The sequence below is a fragment of the Pseudomonas sp. LW8 genome, assembly GCF_041956865.1.
GTDB lineage: Bacteria > Pseudomonadota > Gammaproteobacteria > Pseudomonadales > Pseudomonadaceae > Aquipseudomonas > Aquipseudomonas siliginis.
On record NZ_CP168138.1, the window covers coordinates 4,586,195 to 4,602,794 of the forward strand.

15 protein-coding genes are annotated in these 16,600 nt (G+C 51.8%); 3 read left to right on the plus strand and 12 right to left on the minus strand.

What is annotated here, in order from left to right:
- Positions 1 to 84: 84 nt before the first annotated feature.
- A complete protein-coding gene (locus tag AB9L16_RS20615) occupies positions 85 to 285 on the minus strand; it encodes a transcriptional regulator (RefSeq protein WP_375122628.1) in 201 nt (66 codons plus the stop codon).
- 270 nt (positions 286 to 555) lie between these two features.
- Here AB9L16_RS20615 and AB9L16_RS20620 point away from each other — a divergent pair, with 270 nt between their 5' ends.
- The 3 genes from AB9L16_RS20620 to AB9L16_RS20630 are packed head-to-tail and all read left to right on the plus strand — an operon-like array spanning position 556 to position 3,427.
- Positions 556 to 1,092 (plus strand): hypothetical protein, encoded by a 537-nt coding sequence (locus tag AB9L16_RS20620; protein ID WP_375122629.1) that lies wholly within the window; start codon positions 556 to 558, stop codon positions 1,090 to 1,092.
- Positions 1,089 to 2,348 carry an XRE family transcriptional regulator gene (locus AB9L16_RS20625; protein ID WP_375122630.1) on the plus strand — a complete coding sequence of 420 codons (1,260 nt, stop codon included), beginning with the start codon at positions 1,089 to 1,091 and terminating at the stop codon, positions 2,346 to 2,348. Before AB9L16_RS20620 ends, AB9L16_RS20625 begins: the two co-directional genes overlap by 4 nt.
- Positions 2,345 to 3,427: a beta family protein gene (locus AB9L16_RS20630; RefSeq protein WP_375122631.1), complete on the plus strand. Its 1,083-nt coding sequence runs from the start codon at positions 2,345 to 2,347 to the stop codon at positions 3,425 to 3,427. The genes AB9L16_RS20625 and AB9L16_RS20630 overlap by 4 nt, the downstream gene beginning before the upstream one ends.
- Here the strand turns inward: AB9L16_RS20630 and AB9L16_RS20635 are convergent.
- The 11 genes from AB9L16_RS20635 to AB9L16_RS20685 all read right to left on the minus strand — a co-directional run bounded on the left by AB9L16_RS20635 (position 3,372) and on the right by AB9L16_RS20685 (position 16,467).
- Positions 3,372 to 3,971 carry a sce7726 family protein gene (locus AB9L16_RS20635; protein WP_375122632.1) on the minus strand — a complete coding sequence of 200 codons (600 nt, stop codon included), beginning with the start codon at positions 3,969 to 3,971 and terminating at the stop codon, positions 3,372 to 3,374. The genes AB9L16_RS20630 and AB9L16_RS20635 overlap by 56 nt on opposite strands.
- A 404-nt stretch (positions 3,972 to 4,375) precedes the next feature.
- Positions 4,376 to 4,747 (minus strand): CopG family transcriptional regulator, encoded by a 372-nt coding sequence (locus tag AB9L16_RS20640; RefSeq protein ID WP_375122633.1) that lies wholly within the window; start codon positions 4,745 to 4,747, stop codon positions 4,376 to 4,378.
- 681 nt (positions 4,748 to 5,428) lie between these two features.
- Positions 5,429 to 6,496, minus strand: coding sequence for a hypothetical protein (locus AB9L16_RS20645; protein ID WP_375122634.1), 1,068 nt, complete (start codon positions 6,494 to 6,496; stop codon positions 5,429 to 5,431).
- Positions 6,493 to 8,196: an AAA family ATPase gene (locus AB9L16_RS20650; protein WP_375122635.1), complete on the minus strand. Its 1,704-nt coding sequence runs from the start codon at positions 8,194 to 8,196 to the stop codon at positions 6,493 to 6,495. Before AB9L16_RS20650 ends, AB9L16_RS20645 begins: the two co-directional genes overlap by 4 nt.
- A 668-nt stretch (positions 8,197 to 8,864) precedes the next feature.
- Positions 8,865 to 9,815: a replication protein C, IncQ-type gene (gene repC, locus AB9L16_RS20655; RefSeq protein ID WP_375122636.1), complete on the minus strand. Its 951-nt coding sequence runs from the start codon at positions 9,813 to 9,815 to the stop codon at positions 8,865 to 8,867.
- Entirely contained in the window at positions 9,796 to 10,629 is an 834-nt protein-coding gene (locus AB9L16_RS20660; protein ID WP_375122637.1) for a helicase RepA family protein, read from the minus strand. Before AB9L16_RS20660 ends, repC begins: the two co-directional genes overlap by 20 nt.
- Before the next feature lie 3 nt (positions 10,630 to 10,632).
- The gene (locus tag AB9L16_RS20665) at positions 10,633 to 10,863 is read right to left on the minus strand and encodes a helix-turn-helix transcriptional regulator (protein WP_375122638.1); all 231 of its coding nucleotides are present in this window, start codon (positions 10,861 to 10,863) and stop codon (positions 10,633 to 10,635) included.
- 306 nt (positions 10,864 to 11,169) lie between these two features.
- Positions 11,170 to 12,378 (minus strand): tyrosine-type recombinase/integrase, encoded by a 1,209-nt coding sequence (locus AB9L16_RS20670; RefSeq protein WP_375122639.1) that lies wholly within the window; start codon positions 12,376 to 12,378, stop codon positions 11,170 to 11,172.
- A gap of 307 nt (positions 12,379 to 12,685) precedes the next feature.
- Positions 12,686 to 14,263: a glutamine-hydrolyzing GMP synthase gene (gene guaA / locus AB9L16_RS20675; RefSeq protein WP_016773344.1), complete on the minus strand. Its 1,578-nt coding sequence runs from the start codon at positions 14,261 to 14,263 to the stop codon at positions 12,686 to 12,688.
- 80 nt (positions 14,264 to 14,343) lie between these two features.
- On the minus strand, positions 14,344 to 15,813 hold the full coding sequence (guaB, locus tag AB9L16_RS20680) for an IMP dehydrogenase (RefSeq protein ID WP_375122640.1): 1,470 nt from the start codon (positions 15,811 to 15,813) through the stop codon (positions 14,344 to 14,346).
- Between the two features lie 105 nt (positions 15,814 to 15,918).
- Entirely contained in the window at positions 15,919 to 16,467 is a 549-nt protein-coding gene (locus tag AB9L16_RS20685; RefSeq protein WP_041479923.1) for a sugar ABC transporter ATPase, read from the minus strand.
- Positions 16,468 to 16,600 lie beyond the last annotated feature (133 nt).

Consider the following 16,600-nt stretch of genomic DNA (forward strand, 5'->3'; position numbering starts at 1 on the left):
TTATTAAAAATATAATAAATTCGTTTAATTTCAACAAGTTAAAAAAAACAATAATATAAATACCATGAAATATGCCATACCCTGCTATATAGACGATAGCTTGCGCTCTGCATCGGCAAGACTCCACCCCTCACCCTGTCCGAACGCCTTGGCTATCTGTCTCAATAGAATGGCCAGCTCGGCCGAGTCGCCGTTACGGCGCACTTCGGCCAGCAGCTCGGCCGCATAGGCCGGATCGGCATGGAACTGCTTGGCCATTGCCTCGTCGTGTGGCCGGTCTTTCATCTGGTGCCATCCTCATTCTGAGGGAACGGTACAGGGTGAAGCGATACACGCCCAGGAGCGTCGCGACTTAGGTTGTCGTTTGCTCCCCTCCGCCATCAGACGCCGCATAGATTATGGTTACCGGCTGAGTCACATTGCTTGACAAAATTAAGCGGAAGGCAAAAAACGCAGCGGAATTAAAAGTATATAAATATCAATAGCTTAACGAAAGCTACAGCAGCTCAAGAAAAATTGGCATTTTACAAACTGAGTACTTCACGTAATCGGAGCTTGACCGCTCAGGTGGCGGGTGGCTATCTTCTCGCATCGACACAACAATTTTGTTGCATCATGATCCCATCTCTTGTTAATCCGAACCAAAGCCCTTGGCCAGTTTTGCCAGTGGGAATCCACGTCGCCACTATGGCAGAGGTGGAGCAGGTGTTTGCTATCAATGCGAAGCGTCGACGACTTTTCGTCGGGATGCAGTCTGCGTTCACAGCATTGCGCGCTGCCGGCTGTCGCACTGTCTACTTAGACGGCAGTTACGTAACGGCCAAGCCTCAGCCAGGTGACTACGACGTATGCTGGGACCCCGCCGGGGTGATCCACGAAAAAATCGACCCTGTATTCCTTGATTTCCGCGATAAGAGGAGGAATCAGAAGTTGAAATACGGGGGGGAGTTTTTCCCCTTTGGCGCTCAGGCCGAACCAGGAAAGACTTTCCTGGAGTTTTTTCAGAATGATCGATTTACAGGTCATCCTAAAGGAATCTTATCCATCGATTTGACTTGCGAGCCCCTTGAGTGTGGGAGAGCACGAGAATGATATATAACGAAAGGCAATATCAGTCAGCACACAAGCAATTTGAAAAGCTTAGCGAATCGCTAAATGCTTTCAAACCCTCTGGAGTCGAGTGGTTGGACTCGGCTCAGCTTGATGCTCTGGAATCCCAAATCCTAGATATAAAGTCTGAGATTAAGGAGTATGAGTTAATTAAGGAGGGGAAAGTTTCCTACTTAGAATGCTCTGGCTTGTCAGAGCTACCTAAGACTCTTATATACGCTCGAATTGGGTTGGGTTTGACGCAAAAAGATCTTGCTGAGAAATTAGGGGTTCCAACCCAGCAGCTTCAGAGATATGAGGCCTCTAGTTATATGGGGGCTAGCCTTTCTCGTCTTATTTCTGTAGCTGAAGTACTGAATGTAAAAGTTCGCGAATCATGGTCAGGTGCCAAGGCGAATTCTGCTGACTCGGTTTTTTGCTGGAATAGCGTAGAGAATATTGATTGGACTTTGTTCCCCGCAAAAGAAATGGTTAAGCGCGGTTGGATTACAGTAAAAAAAGGGACTAGTGCTGTAGATCAAGTCAGAGATTACTTTCTTAGTGGCGGTGGGCAATATACTCCCGCGCTGCATAGGAAGAAGTTTCATGGGGAGAATAAGCCCAACGAATATGCTTTATTAGCTTGGCAGGCTCGTGTGTTAGAGCTAGCTAGAGAAGAGGTGGCGTCTGGAGCTGTTTATGAATACGGCCATACGGATAGCTGGATGAAAGAACTATCGTCCTTAACGCAGATTGAGGGCGCCCCCCTAGCAGCTAAAAAATTCTTAGCTGAGAAAGGGATAGTGTTGGTTCTAGAAAAGCATTTACCTGGCACGTACCTTGACGGGGCTGCCATGGTGCTAGAGACAGGACATCCAGTTGTTGCGCTTACATTGAGATATGATCGTTTAGATAATTTCTGGTTCGTACTGTTTCATGAGCTTGCTCATATATCTCTTCATATATTTGACTCTCTCCAAATGGACTATTTTGATGAGGAAGGAGGTGGTGAGGGTGATTTGGTTGAGCGAGAAGCGGATGAGTTTGCTTTAGAGGCTTTGATAAGCAGCGAGTCCTGGGATTCATGCGTTTCTAGATTTTCAATGACTCCAGAAGCTGTTCGACTTGATGCAGAAAGAATAGGCATCCATCCAAGTATTTTGGCGGGAAGAATTCGAAAGGAAAGCAATAACTATCATGTGCTTTCTGAGCTTTTGGGGAACGGAAAGGTACGCTCCTGTTTTGAGGAACAGCTATGAAAATCAGCAGTGAAAAGTATGTGCCAGTTTTAAAGTGGCGACAGGGAGAGTACCAAGCGCTTTTCACTCTGAAGGCTGAGGTGAAGGATAAAGTCGTTCCTCTTCTGGTAATACCTCCTAGGGAGTATGATTTCGAGGAGGAGAGAATGAAAAAGACCGTCCATGAGCACGTAGAAACTTTCCCGAAAAGACTTTATACCAAGTGGAGTAATCGGCTTGCGCTCGTCGATCTCCATGACTCTCTTGAAGATGAATTGATGGATGACGGGCGCCCAGTCATTGAGTTCGTGCTAAATGAAGCTGTTGATTTGGGCTGTAATGTCCGTCCAGTAGTTGGCCTCTCTAAAAGTGGCTCTTACATCTCCTGTATTCGCTCGTTTTTAATCGCTCGTAAGACCGGGGTTGTTTTAAGACTCAAACTGGATGAGCTTCTCAAACCATCAGTAGATGCGGATCTAGCAGCGCTGATGAGTTCGCTCGGCGTTTCTTCTTGGGAAGAGGTGGATTTAGTTGTTGATCTAGGAGAGCCCGCAAACTTCGAGCCGTATGGCCTGTTTGCTAAAATAGTCGCAGGAGCGGTAAATAAAATGAGTGGGTGTAGCGCATGCCGATCTCTTATTTTTGTTGCGACATCGCTAAAACTCCGCGATATAAAAAAGCCAGGTGCAATTCAAAAGCGGCACGAGTGGGGACTTTTTCCCAGTTTACGTGCAGAGATGGCCAAAACGATATACGCGCCTTGTTTTGGAGACTACTCCATTGAGTCGCCTTCATTTTTAAGCCTAGATATGCGCAAAATGAAGCCTGCCGGAAAAATTGTATACACTATAGATGACTCTTGGTTTGTACCAAAGGGCGGTGCGTTTCGAGGTAATGAAGCCCAGATGATTGACCACTGTAAAGCCATCATATCTTCTGGCAAATATTCAACTAGTAGCTTTAGCAAAGGTGATGAACGAATTGATGAAACCGCTAATAAGTTGAACAACTGCGGCAACTTGACCACTTGGAAATGGGTTGGCGTCAATCATCACATAACATTTGTTGTGAGGCAGCTCTCCAGTCTTTACGGCCCATAAACTTAACCTTGATCCACTGGGTCAGTTCCTGTGCGGTAAGGGTTGGAGGAATCAACTGATAAAGTTTTTCTCTGGACTGATTAAGATGTTTTTCTTCCACGCCCAGTGCTGTAAGCAACTCGATTATTTCTCTTCGCCAGAGAAAGTGAGCCATGGCCGTAATTTCTAGCTGTGGATTTTTTTTGGGCCGTTTTATAGTTTTGAATGCCACCGCTCCCTTAGCACCCTTGGTCGCGACGATCAGACCGCACCAAGATGGAAGAATGGTCATTATTTTTTGAATGTGATTTGGAGCGGATATTACTGAGATCTTTTCAAAGCATTTTGAATACTCTGACAACTGCTCAGGCAGGCGATTTATAGTGTCTTTTGAACTTTTGATTTCAAAGCAATGAAAAGTCCCGTTCAGAACTGCTATATCTGCTCTATTTTTTCCGTGAGCAATACCAAGCTCGTCTATTACAATAGTGTTTGGGCAGTCATGGAAGTGTTGTAAGCGCTTTTTGTGAAAGTGCCGCCTTATTTCAATGTCCCGACTTTCCAATTGATATTCTCCGTCTAAATCTATGCCGTAGACTGTTGCTCCATCTCAGGCGCCGCGAATTCTACCGTATTCACTCTACGCCTGCGATCAAACTTCACCAACAGACAATCAATTTCTACCTTTTGACTCTAGCTGGTGGATGCGAACCGACGAGTGGCGTCGAGCAGCGCTCTGAGGAAAGGTCCGTTTGGCTAACCCATCAAGCTAGCCCCAAGCAGCAGATTGAGCACTGCGCACCTTCAACGTGTGTTCCCGACGTTTCACAAGTCCAGGGCTGCATGGGCGGAGCCACAGCGCACTCGCCCGGCTTGTTCCGCCGCCTCCATTGCAAGGCGGACCATGTTCAAAATGCCTCGAATAGTGCACCAAAAGGAAATGCCGGAAACGACCTCACGAGGTGGTTTTCATTTCCGCTCATATACAACCTTGCTCATAATCGCCCTAACCTCTCCTTGTAGCTCGCGAAATTGCACCATCATGGCGTCAACGTCTACCGCTCGTGCTTCTTGTCCACGCTTCTCGGCTAGCCACAATTTCAATAAGCCTGCTACCCGCCCAAGATCACCATTGACCTTCGCCAAGTCTGCAACGGCGGCCAGGTCTACGACAGACCTTATTGGGTAGTTCAATCCTACAGCTCGCAGGTATCCAGATCGGGACAAGCCGGACTGTTCAGCGCGTTCGGTGATCTGCGCTTTTTCCTCATCATTCACCCAAACCTCAATCGGCTTGCCGCGTCGGCGAGCTTTCACTTTTGGTGGTTCCGTGCCGATCATGGCGCGCTCCTTCTATGTCGCCTTTTCTTCTGTCGCGGCAGCGACGGTGGGCCTCGCAGAGCAAGATTCCGTTGAGCCGAAGGCGAGTAAGGCAAGGTATTGGACGGGAAAGGGCGAAGCCCGTACCCGTACAACACACATCTTGCCGTCCAGTTCTACGCGATTTTATGCAACGAAATTATAGATACCAATTGATTAGTGCCCAATCGCATAAAATCGCATTGATTCGCATTGATTCGCATAAAATCGCATTGATCACAGCCTCATTTAATTCCTACCGATTGATAGCACCAAAAGGAAAGGCATCCCGCTCTGTTCAAGAATGTGTAGAAGAGCTAGATCCAGAGGTAGTTGGCGTTGTCGGTTTTGTGATCAGTGGTGGGAGTCCGAAACGGCCTGGCATCGAGAGCGGAAGGAACACTTTCCAGTAGCTTGGCAGGAAGTCGTACTCTTAATCCTTTCTCGGAGCCCGAGGAAGTTCGGGCCCGAGAGTCTTTTTACCAGCGCATGGTTTGGATCGTAGACCGAACCAGAGGGGAGTTCGATCCGGTGAGATTCGGTCTGTCTCGGAAACACCCAGATGAAAACGGCGTGGTCAACTTTCACTAGTCAGCCACAGCAAGCTCTTCAATCGCTGACTGACGCAATTGCAGAGGATCGATCACTGTCAGGAGTAATCCCTTACAGCAGCTCCAGGGTATTGTTTGGGTCAAACATCGCTATCGTGTCCCGCTGGAGTTTACTGTAACACTGGCTAAGTATTTGCTTATGGTTAGAAATTATCCCGAAATCAGCCAGTCGCTCTTTCAATCGCATACGATCTTCGTCATTTTCAGCGCCTTCCCTGAGGATATGGGAGTAGCGGGATAGGATTTCTACCAAGCGGGTGATACGTGCGTGGCCCAGATTTCCTTGGTATCGGGCCTCGATCTGCAAGTCAGCAAGCAAGCGCTCCTCAAAGATCGATTTCTTCCTGGCTTTTACTTTGGTCGGGGCCTCATTCACCAACACCCCATGGTTAAGTTGGAAGTTGTAGTGAGTGTCAAAGCACCTGTGGTAGGGGTGGATATGCGTCGTAAACGCGAATTCGTTAGCGCCCTTGTACGTTTGATTGCAAGCCTTGCATGAAGGAATGTGATTGTAAAATGAGAGTGCTAGATACGGAAACATGCTCTTCGAATAGAAGTGATCAATGTCAAAAAGCATGAGCTCATTAAATTTATCCTCGTCTTCCTTCGGCACGATTTTCATCGTCGTTTCATTACAGTACGGGCATGTCGCACCATTGAATCCGAGCTTTTTATACCGGTTGACGCAATGGTTACTGCTCCGGTAGTTGCTGTACTTGAATACTTCGCTCAGTAATTTAAGGCCGAACGAATCCGGATGAATCTTCTCTTTAACTATCGTAAAAAGGTCCCCGGGCTCAAGTATCTCGTTTGCAGTAGCTATTACATCATCCAGCTCGCTGGGTAAGGCAGTAATGATTTGCTTGAGATTGTCGATGTCGGCGATATGATCAAGGTAGTCAACTTGCCGCGCAACCACTTCCGCCCCGACCAGTGCAATATAAGCCGGCTCATTCAGCTTAGGTCGAAATTTACTCACGCTTTTAATCAATGATCTGTCGGCAAATGAGCCATCTGCATTCTTAGGATTCAGCTCGTCCCACAGATCGTTCACTGTTTCCTTCAGCAGTGCGTCAACGTCGCCGGTCACTGATTCCAAGTGTTTTTGAATACTAATCACTTGCTGTAGATCCTTTTCAGGATGTGAGCATTAATCAGCTCGTCGTCGATGATCGAAGCCGCCTGGATTAGGGACTCCCGCTGGGGAGGAGTGATGTCGTCGCAATCAAGTATTGCTAGGATTTTTGAAATATATTTCGATGAAAGATTACCAGTTCGCTGTCCGTTCAAGCCGAAGGTTGCGGAGTAAATGTCGAACAGATTCGCCCCGAACGTCTTTAGGCCATCCGTTGCGGGCGGCTCTTTAAAATGTTCGATCTGAGGCGGAGAAAGAGCAATAAGACACTGGCTTGGCAGATCACTCACCAAAATTGGGGAGTGAGTCGTGATCACTATCTGCTTTCTGCCATTCGAAAGATTCGGAAGGCACGTGATTAGGCGTTCGACAAACTCAACTTGCCATTGCGGATGCAGATACAGGTCTGCTTCATCGATGCACAAAAGTGTGCTGCTGCTGATCTTTTTTGCTGAGTGAGGATTGCTAAGTGTGCTCCATATGGAGCTGAACATATTCAAGTATGCCTTTTGTCCAGAACTTATACCCGTCCAAGACATCGCGCCAGATTTAATTCGTTCAATTATCCATGCTAGCTGTAAGTATGGAAGCTTTTCGTGCCTGGAGAAATCTATAGTAAAAATGTAGCGATTGCTTTTTACTGCGGTGTCGAGATTTACATTCACCTGATGGAACAGAGGTTCGAGGTTGATTGCGACATCAATAAGCTCTGTTATTTTATAAGGGCAGTTATTAATGCGTAGGTTTTCACTGTTTTCGAAGAATTCCTTCGTAACAAATAGAAGTTCTTTTAAGCTCGCGGTGTCATAGTATTTTTGTTTAAGAGTGTCTTCAATTCGTTGGCGGAGTTGATCGTGCTCAAGGTTTTCTGTCAATATTTGAAAGAGGAACATGCCTTGAACAGCTGCGACAGCGACTTGCAGGTCTTTATTCGAAGTGGAACGCTTTCGAATCTCTTGCTGTATGCCTGATATTTCTCGAAGGATGTTGTAAAACGGATGTTCGCGCTCGTTGAGCAGTCGATCCCGAATCATTCTATCGACTTTTATTTCCAGCGTCTTAGGTGTATCAATTCTCACATAATGATAAACATCTGAATAGATGAAGCTCAGTTGGTCAATTATTTCAGACGTGGATTTGAATTTTGCTTTCGCAAAAAAATTTCGGTTATACCTGAAGTTTACTGATATGTCCTGGACGTTTTTGCCCAAATCCATTTGATTTTCGTCAAATACATTCGAGAAATAAACAACGTTAAGGTCTTTGAAATCCCTGTGGTCATTTCTTTCTTCTGCTACAAAATCGGCTACTACATATCTTCCTGTATTGTTTATATAAAAAAACTGATCATTGGACTCATAAACAATTAGCAATGGGGTATCAAGTTTGTCATTGGACTTCAAAGCCAAGCAGATCAGCTGCAGCGCATTGGACTTTCCGGCGCCGTTAATACCAAGGATTGCAGTTATGTCGTGAATATTTTGTCCGAAAATTTCGGGAGGCAGCGGGGATTGCTCCGTTCGGTTAACAACACCCGATATCGGGTTGTAAGAGAATGTGAAATCATTGCATAGGTTGATTCCAAAGTTTCTGAGATTTTTGAACCCAGATACCCATATGAAGCAAATTCTCATTCGAAAGCCCGACATGCCTGTGAGTACGAGTCGATCGCTTGCTGCAATCAACGTCCATCACGCCACGATAGCGGATGGCTATTCCATTGTCGAAGTCCACGTACCACTACGTTGAGGTAACTTTTTTGTTTAGCCTAACGGTTGACCTAAACAGTATTGAGTACCATCCAGTCGTCCACGCTTTCATATTCAGGCCCTGCGCCTTGAGTCCTAAACCGTTGGCTGGTCATAAGCTAATGTCGTGAACAACGGCGGAATGTCAGCTATGAGTCGTTCTTTGCCGGTCATGGCCACGCAGCGTGATGGTCAAATCCGATGCACATGATTGGTCAGGTCGAGTGCCAATGGGTGGGCAGATCTATGCAATTTTACATTTTGAGCAATTTCCGGGGTCTAAGAGCCCCTACCGTACACCGAACCCTTGAAATCGCCGTTGATGGCTCCTCCGGCCTCTTGGTAAGCACAACGAACAATCTAGCCCACGGCCTTTCCTTTTGGTGTCCAAAGGCTTCAGGCCGATCAAGAGTTGCAAGCGATGGGCTGCGCCTCGAGGCGCAGCGCTTGCGCGCAGAGTAGAAGTCTCTTAGAACTTCTTAGAGCGGAATTTCGCGAAAAGGCTGGAAGCCAGATAGAGCACGATTTTGCGCCCATATTTGCCAAGTAATTTGTTTCCACCTAGGCCGGGGGTAGTTTCCACTTAGGCCGGGGGATGTTGCCACCTACGCCGGGGCTTCAGTTAAGTCGTGATACTCGCTGGGCGACTCACAACCTGAATACTGTTCGATCAGCGGCATACTTTTTGGGCGGCTGACCAGTACTAGCCCACTGCTCATCTGTTTGATGGCCCAGCCATAGCCGCCATGCAAGCTCCGCGTTTGGTCTGCGATCTCGTACAGGGCCGCCCGTAACTGGTCGCGCTTCTTGCTACGGTCTGAGGCGGCGAATCGAGCCCAAGCTGCACCGCCCCAAACATGCGGTGCAATAGTATCGAGGTATGCCCCATTTCCGTTACCCAACGCCCGTCCTAGCCGGATATTCGAGCACAGCCAGGCATGTAGAATTTTCGCCACTCCGCTCTCCAGCTCGTTACGCTCGAACAGTGAGACTTTGACATACTGCCCATGGAAAACTGCATCAGTTAGACGCGGGTTTGCTGCAACGTGGATTTCCCCGGTTTTATGGTTAAAACTGACCGCGATCAGGTTGCAACGCCGGTCCCATCCCGTTTCATGGTTAATCTCCCGAATCTGCGTATTGGCCAGACGATTCAAGCTCTCTTTTGCCGCCTTCAGCGCCCGTCCACTTTCAGGGTCTTGATATCCAGCGTCAATAAGCAAGCTTCGCAAGCTGGTGCGCTTGCTCGCCAACGGTGCACCGTCATCTTGATTAAATTCCAAAGCAAGGCGTAACCGCTTATTGATTGGCCCGGCTGAAGCGCTTTCGATCACAAGCTTTGCAATACCAAGCTGAGCCGTCAGGGCGTACAGAATTGACTGATCATCAGCCCCGAGTTGCTCAAAACCCTGAAAACCGATCTCTAACTTACCGAAGCGGCGCGGCTCGACGAGCAAGCGTCCTCGTTTTTTACCCTTGGTAGGCACGAACAACCCGTCAAATACGTGGGCTGGGTCAAGTAGGGCGTAGGCTGGTTTAATATGTTGCTGCGACAAGCCGCGTCCTCTTAGCCTTTTGCTGCCTCTCCAGCACGGCGGGCTTGAGCACACCGCCCTCATGCCGACGGAACCAACGCTCCTGAAACGGTGTGCCGTAGTTGGCTTTGCTGACACCATAGCGGACAAAGTACCCACGCTGACTGTCCTCAACTCCCCATTCTTCAGACTCGCCCTGCGTCATGCCGGACAGATACGATTGCCACCGGATGTTATCGACCAACACGGACGACCCACGACTGGCCTGCTGCTGGTCGCCTGCGCCCATCATGGCCGCCCCCTTACTGGCGTGGTGTAGAAACACGATGGAGCAACCGGTCTCGGCGGCGATAGCCTCCATGCGGCCAATGACCTGAGCCATCGGACCGCTGGAGTTCTCTTCCTCACTGTGGAACCGGCGCAAGGTGTCGAGCACCATCAGGCGACGCCCCTCTCCGGCCCGTCTAAACCAGTCGAACCAGTTAGGCCTCATAATGTTGGGCTGGCTGCCAATCAGCGGCTGGATCAACAGGCCAGCGGCAACCGCTTGGCGTTGCTCGTCACTGAGGTATGCCCCTAGAGCATGCAACCTGTGATGGATGGAGGCGGGTGGATCTTCGGCAGGCAGATAGATCGCAGAACCAGTGGGTAGCTCTCCCAATTCCAGGAGATCAGGACCACCCGCGATCTGCGCGGCTAATTGCAAGGCCAGCATGGATTTGCCGATACCGCCGGGCGACACCAGCGCCCCGACTGTACCGCACACCATGCTGGGTAAAACGTAATCCAGCGGTGGCGGCTTATTCTCAAAGGCTGCCCGTAGGTCAATCGCCACAATTCAGCCCCCCATTCCGGGGCGAGCTGCTGGGCCGGATTCCTTACAGGTATCGATCCATGCCTCAATTTCGGCCAAATCCCACACGACCTTGCGGCTGCTCAGTGCAATCCGGCGAGGAAATTTTCCCTGCTTTTCAAAGTTGTAAATTGTGCGCTCGCACAACGGGATGATTGCCAGTAATTGCCTCTTACTGATGAGGACTGTTTTCTTTTTTTCCGATTCCTTTTCCACCCGAAACACCTCTACTGATCACATATCGAAGTTCGATTATTACCCCCTATTACCGGTACCTTCCAGCATTTAACAATCAATTTTTATCATATAAATCAGATACTTAATGTCCGCCAAACGTCTAGTTTCCGGACAAAAAACACGGTTAATCAGATGTGTTTACAGGAGTTTCACTCGACCTATTTTCGAGAATAAATGTGTCCGGTAAACGGGATATTTCGAGACGAAAAAAAACCCACCGGAGTGGGCATTTCGCTACGAAAAATACAGTTTTCCCGTGTGCTTGGTGCATCGCTAGGTTAAAAATCAGCCACTTGTACGGGATTTTTTGGTCGTCCATTCGTCAATCATGTCAGCCCAATCCTGCAACATTGCAACGCGCTGATCGCGGTATTCAGCCTTGTTGTAGACGGCTCGTACTCCCTTCTGTTCGTGCGCGAGGCATTTCTCGATCCAGTCTGAGTTGTAACCCGCCTCATGCAGCAACGTCCTTGCTGTCCGCCTCAGATCATGCGGCCCGAACTTGCTCAGCGGCTTCCCTTCTTTCTGCGCAAGCCGATAAGTGAGAGTCAGCACTTGGTTAATCGTGGCTGCGCTCATGGGCAAATCTGAGTCGTAGCGTGAAGGCAACACGTAGTCTGATCCACCAGCAAAGGTCTTCAGCGCAATAAAGATATCCAGCGCTTGCCTAGACAAGAACACCAAATGGGGATTTCGCCGCTTCATCCGCTCTTTGGGAATGGTCCATAAGGCTTCGCTGAAATTGATCTCGCTCCAGGTCGCGTTGGTCAACTCACTTTTCCGTACCAAAGTGAGCAACAACAGCTTAGCCGCAGCTCGCACCGATGATGCAGTTCCTATGCGATCCATGTACTGATACATCAAGGCGATTTCGTCAGGGGTCAAAGCCCGGTCGCGTGGCTCGAACCTGGCAATGCTTGCAGGACGCACCAGATCGGCCGGGTTCTCAACCTTCTGGCCACGCTCAATAGCCCAGCGGAAGACCTGTAGCATAATCTCTCGGGAATGCACCGCCGTTGCTGGGGCGCCTCGCTCTACGATTGCATCGGTAAGCGTGCGTAGATCCTCATGTGTGATCTCTACTAGTTTCTGATTGCCGAATTTCGGTTTGAGCTCACGCTCGTAAACCGAGCGGCGCATATCACGAGTTGAGTCAGCCATCTGATACCCGCGTAGCCATTTCTCGGCCCACGCATCAAACGTCTCCGCGCCCTTGATACGAGCCTTGTCGCGGGCTTTCTCCTTGGCAGGTGACTTGCCAGCCGAAACCAGTTTCTTGGCCTCACCCAAGCGCTCCCGGGCTTCCGCAAGCGTAATACCACCTACCCCGTAACGACCGAACGTGACGGTCTCCTGTCGGCCGTTGATGGAGTAGTTGTAGCGAAACGAGATTGATCCCGCAGCCGTGACAGCCACATAGAGTCCATCGCGGTCGTTAACTTTGTAGAGTTTCTCTTTCGGCTTGAGATTACGCAGCTTGGTATCGGTCAGCATGGCACTCGCGGATTCCGTTCAAAAAATACCATGCTCAGAAATCACCCCAAGACCGCAAGAAAACCCAATGAAACCGGGCGGGTGATGAGATTTGATACCATGCTGCCCCCTACAGAGATGACATGGTATCGAACACCGAGCATGGCATTGGGCTCAGTCAATGCCCCGTACCATGCCACACAAACACGGTGCTTGGCGATGCACAGAGCTGCCAGAATTTGCTAGACCCAAAAAGCCGAAAGCCCGCATTTACGCGGGCTTCAGGGTGTTTCTTGCTAGTTGGTGCCGGTCAGTGCCGGATGTCCAATCATTCCCACTCAATCGTCGCCGGCGGCTTGCTCGACACGTCGTAAGTGACGCGGGAGATGCCTTCGATTTCGTTGATGATGCGGCCGGAAACGGTTTCCAGCAGTTCGTAAGGCAGGTGTGCCCAACGCGCGGTCATGAAGTCGATGGTTTCCACGGCACGCAGGGCCACGACCCAGGCGTAACGACGGCCGTCGCCGACCACGCCGACCGATTTGACAGGCTGGAACACTACGAACGCCTGGCTGACCTTGTGATACCAATCGGCCTTGCGCAGTTCTTCGATGAAGATGTGGTCGGCGCGACGCAGCAGGTCGGCGTATTCCTTTTTCACTTCACCGAGGATGCGCACACCCAGGCCCGGGCCCGGGAACGGGTGACGGTAGACCATGTCGTACGGCAGGCCCAGTTCCAGGCCCAGACGACGCACTTCATCCTTGAACAGTTCGCGCAGTGGCTCGACCAGTTTCAGGTTCATCTCTTCCGGCAGGCCGCCCACGTTGTGGTGCGACTTGATCACGTGGGCCTTGCCGCTTTTCGCGCCAGCCGACTCGATCACGTCCGGGTAGATGGTGCCCTGAGCCAGGTACTTGATGTTGTCCAGCTTGCAGGATTCGGCATCGAACACGTCGATGAAGGTACGGCCGATGATCTTGCGCTTCTTTTCCGGGTCGGCTTCGCCGGCCAGGTTGTTGAGGAACTGCTCCTCAGCGTTGGCGCGGATCACCTTGACGCCCATGTTCTCGGCGAACATGGCCATCACTTGCTCGCCTTCGTGCAGACGCAGCAAGCCGTTGTCGACGAAGACGCAGGTCAGCTGATCGCCGATGGCCTTGTGCAACAGCGCGGCAACCACCGAGGAGTCAACGCCGCCGGACAGACCCAGCAGCACGTTGTCGGTGCCGACCTGGGCGCGGATGTTGGCGATGGCGTCTTCAGCGATCTTCGACGGCGTCCACAGGGCTTCACAACCGCAGATGTCGAGGACGAAGCGCGAGAGGATGCGCCCGCCCTGCTTGGTGTGGGTCACTTCCGGGTGGAACTGCACGCCATAGTAAGCGCGGTCGTCGTTGAACATACCGGCGATCGGGCAGCTCGGGGTGCTGGCGAGGATGTGGAAGTCTTCCGGCATCTTCGTGACTTTGTCACCGTGGCTCATCCACACGTCGAGGCCGAACAGGCCGTCGGCGTCGATGTGGTCTTCGATGCCGTCGAGCAGGCGGCTCTTGCCGACCACGTCAACTCGGGCGTAACCGAACTCACGCAGTTCGGAACCTTCAACCTTGCCGCCCAGTTGCTCGGCCATGGTCTGCATGCCGTAGCAGATGCCGAATACCGGAACGCCCAGGTCGAACACCGCCTGCGGGCAGCGCGGGCTGTTGGCTTCGTGTACGGACTCGGGGCCGCCGGCGAGGATGACGCCTTTAGGGGCGAATTCGCGGATCGCATCTTCGTCCATGTCGAACGGGTGCAGTTCGCAGTACACGCCGATCTCGCGCACGCGGCGGGCAATCAGCTGGGTGTATTGCGAACCGAAGTCGAGGATCAGGATGCGGTGAGCGTGAATGTCGAGGGCCATGACTCATTCTCATGTAGTGAATCAGAAACAACTCGGGGCTGAATGAACAGCCCCGGTGATTTAACGTTTTGCTGGAAGCCTCAACCTACGCGGTAGTTTGGCGCTTCCTTGGTGATCTGCACGTCGTGAACGTGGGACTCGGCCATGCCGGCACCGGTGATCCGCACGAACTCGGGTTTGGTACGCATTTCTTCGATGTTGGCGCTGCCGGTGTAACCCATCGAGGAACGCAGACCGCCCATCAACTGGTGAATGATCGCGCTCAGGGTGCCTTTGTACGGCACACGGCCTTCGATGCCTTCCGGAACCAGTTTCTCGGCGCCTGCCGAGGAGTCCTGGAAGTAACGGTCGGACGAACCTTGAGCCTGGGACATGGCGCCCAGCGAACCCATGCCGCGATAAGCCTTGTACGAACGGCCCTGGAACAGTTCGATCTCGCCCGGGGCCTCTTCGGTACCGGCGAACATCGAGCCCATCATCACGCAGGACGCACCGGCCACGATGGCCTTGGACAGGTCACCGGAGAAACGGATACCGCCGTCGGCGATCAACGGTACGCCAGTGCCTTCAAGGGCAGCGGCGACGTTGGCGATGGCACTGATTTGCGGTACGCCGACACCGGCGACGATACGGGTGGTGCAGATCGAGCCAGGGCCGATACCGACCTTGACTGCGTCGGCGCCGGCTTCGGCCAGGGCCTTGGCGGCAGCGCCGGTGGCGATGTTGCCGCCGATCACCTGCACTTCAGGGAAGTTCTCTTTGACCCAGCGTACGCGGTCGATCACACCTTTGGAGTGACCGTGCGCGGTGTCGACCACCACTACGTCCACGCCGGCATTGACCAGTGCAGTCACGCGATCACCGGTGTCTTTACCGGTGCCGACCGCAGCGCCAACGCGCAGACGACCTTGATCGTCCTTGCTGGCCAGCGGGTAGGCTTTGGCTTTTTCGATGTCGTTGACGGTCATCATGCCTTTGAGGGCGAATTTGTCGTCGACGATCAGCACGCGCTCGATGCGGTGCTTGTGCAGCAGTTCGCGGACGTCGTTCTTGTCGGCGCCTTCCTTGACCGTGACCAGACGCTCTTTAGGCGTCATCACTTCGCGGACAGTGGCTTCCAGACGGTTTTCGAAACGTACGTCGCGGGAGGTGACGATGCCGACCAGGCCGCCATCGTGCAGGACCGGAACGCCGGAGATATTGTGCAGACGGGTCAGTTCGAACAGATCACGCACCGTGGCATCGGCCTCGATGGTGATGGGATCCTTGACCACACCGGCTTCGAACTTCTTGACCTTGCGCACTTCGGCAGCTTGCTGCTCGATGGTCATGTTCTTGTGGATAATGCCGATGCCACCTTCCTGAGCCATGGCGATTGCCAGACGGGCTTCAGTAACGGTGTCCATGGCGGCAGAAACCAGAGGAATATTCAGTTCGATGCCACGGGTAAGACGGGTCTTGAGACTGACTTCGTTGGGAAGTACCTCGGAATAACCGGGCACTAGGAGAATGTCGTCGAATGTCAGAGCTTCTTGGCTGATACGCAGCATCGCGGGGGCTCCCGAGCGGGAAAATGGAAGCGCGCCATTATAGTCAGACACCCCCTGCTGTTCAATGTAAAACTCAGCCTAATTGATAGATGGAAAAGCCCGGCCCTACAGCTCCACCTTGACCCAAGAGACAGGTTGATCGAGCCAATCGGCGAACTCGTCGATAAAGCTCTGCTTGAACCCCGCCTCCAGCCAATTGTTGAAAATGAAGCCGAGGTTGGAAAACGCGCATTCCTGCAGAAACAGGAAGCCGTTGATGTCGTCCTCATGTCCGCATTCGGGGCAGGTGAAATTGTCGGTGCGGCCTGGAAACCAGTCTTCAAGACTCTCGAACAGCGCCTCGCCCACTTCGCGACGGCACTCGGCGCAACCGGCCTCTTCGAGAAAGCCCTTGGCCGGGGTGTAGATGCAGCGTTTGGTGACGATCTCCAGGCCATTGACCGGCTCGCCGAACGGCAGCGCTTGCGGGTGCAGCACCACGGCGCGAGCACCATCAGCGATGGCGTGGGCCATACGGTTGCCGGTGCGGCCGCAGGTGGTCAATTGTTCTTCGATGATGTTCTTGCGCACCAGCCAGCGCACGATCGCCCGCGCCCGGGGCTCGTGCACCGGCAGGGTGGAGATTTTCGGGACGATAATGCTTTGCGAGTTCATGGTGGAGCCTGCTGCCAGTATTTAAGATTTCCAATGTGGGAGCGAGCCTGCTCGCGAAAGCGCAGTGTCAGGCTGCATTTTTGTTGCTGACCCACCGCATTCGCGAGCAGGCTCGCTCCCACAAGGAACTGCG

Coding starts and splice junctions, on each gene's coding strand:
- AB9L16_RS20640 (WP_375122633.1), bottom strand. CDS start 4,747: ATGATCGGCACGGAACCACCAAAAGTGAAAGCTCGCCGACGCGGCAAG.
- AB9L16_RS20615 (WP_375122628.1), bottom strand. CDS start 285: ATGAAAGACCGGCCACACGACGAGGCAATGGCCAAGCAGTTCCATGCC.
- AB9L16_RS20630 (WP_375122631.1), top strand. CDS start 2,345: ATGAAAATCAGCAGTGAAAAGTATGTGCCAGTTTTAAAGTGGCGACAG.
- AB9L16_RS20670 (WP_375122639.1), bottom strand. CDS start 12,378: ATGCTGACCGATACCAAGCTGCGTAATCTCAAGCCGAAAGAGAAACTC.
- guaA (WP_016773344.1), bottom strand. CDS start 14,263: ATGGCCCTCGACATTCACGCTCACCGCATCCTGATCCTCGACTTCGGT.
- guaB (WP_375122640.1), bottom strand. CDS start 15,813: ATGCTGCGTATCAGCCAAGAAGCTCTGACATTCGACGACATTCTCCTA.
- AB9L16_RS20625 (WP_375122630.1), top strand. CDS start 1,089: ATGATATATAACGAAAGGCAATATCAGTCAGCACACAAGCAATTTGAA.
- AB9L16_RS20685 (WP_041479923.1), bottom strand. CDS start 16,467: ATGAACTCGCAAAGCATTATCGTCCCGAAAATCTCCACCCTGCCGGTG.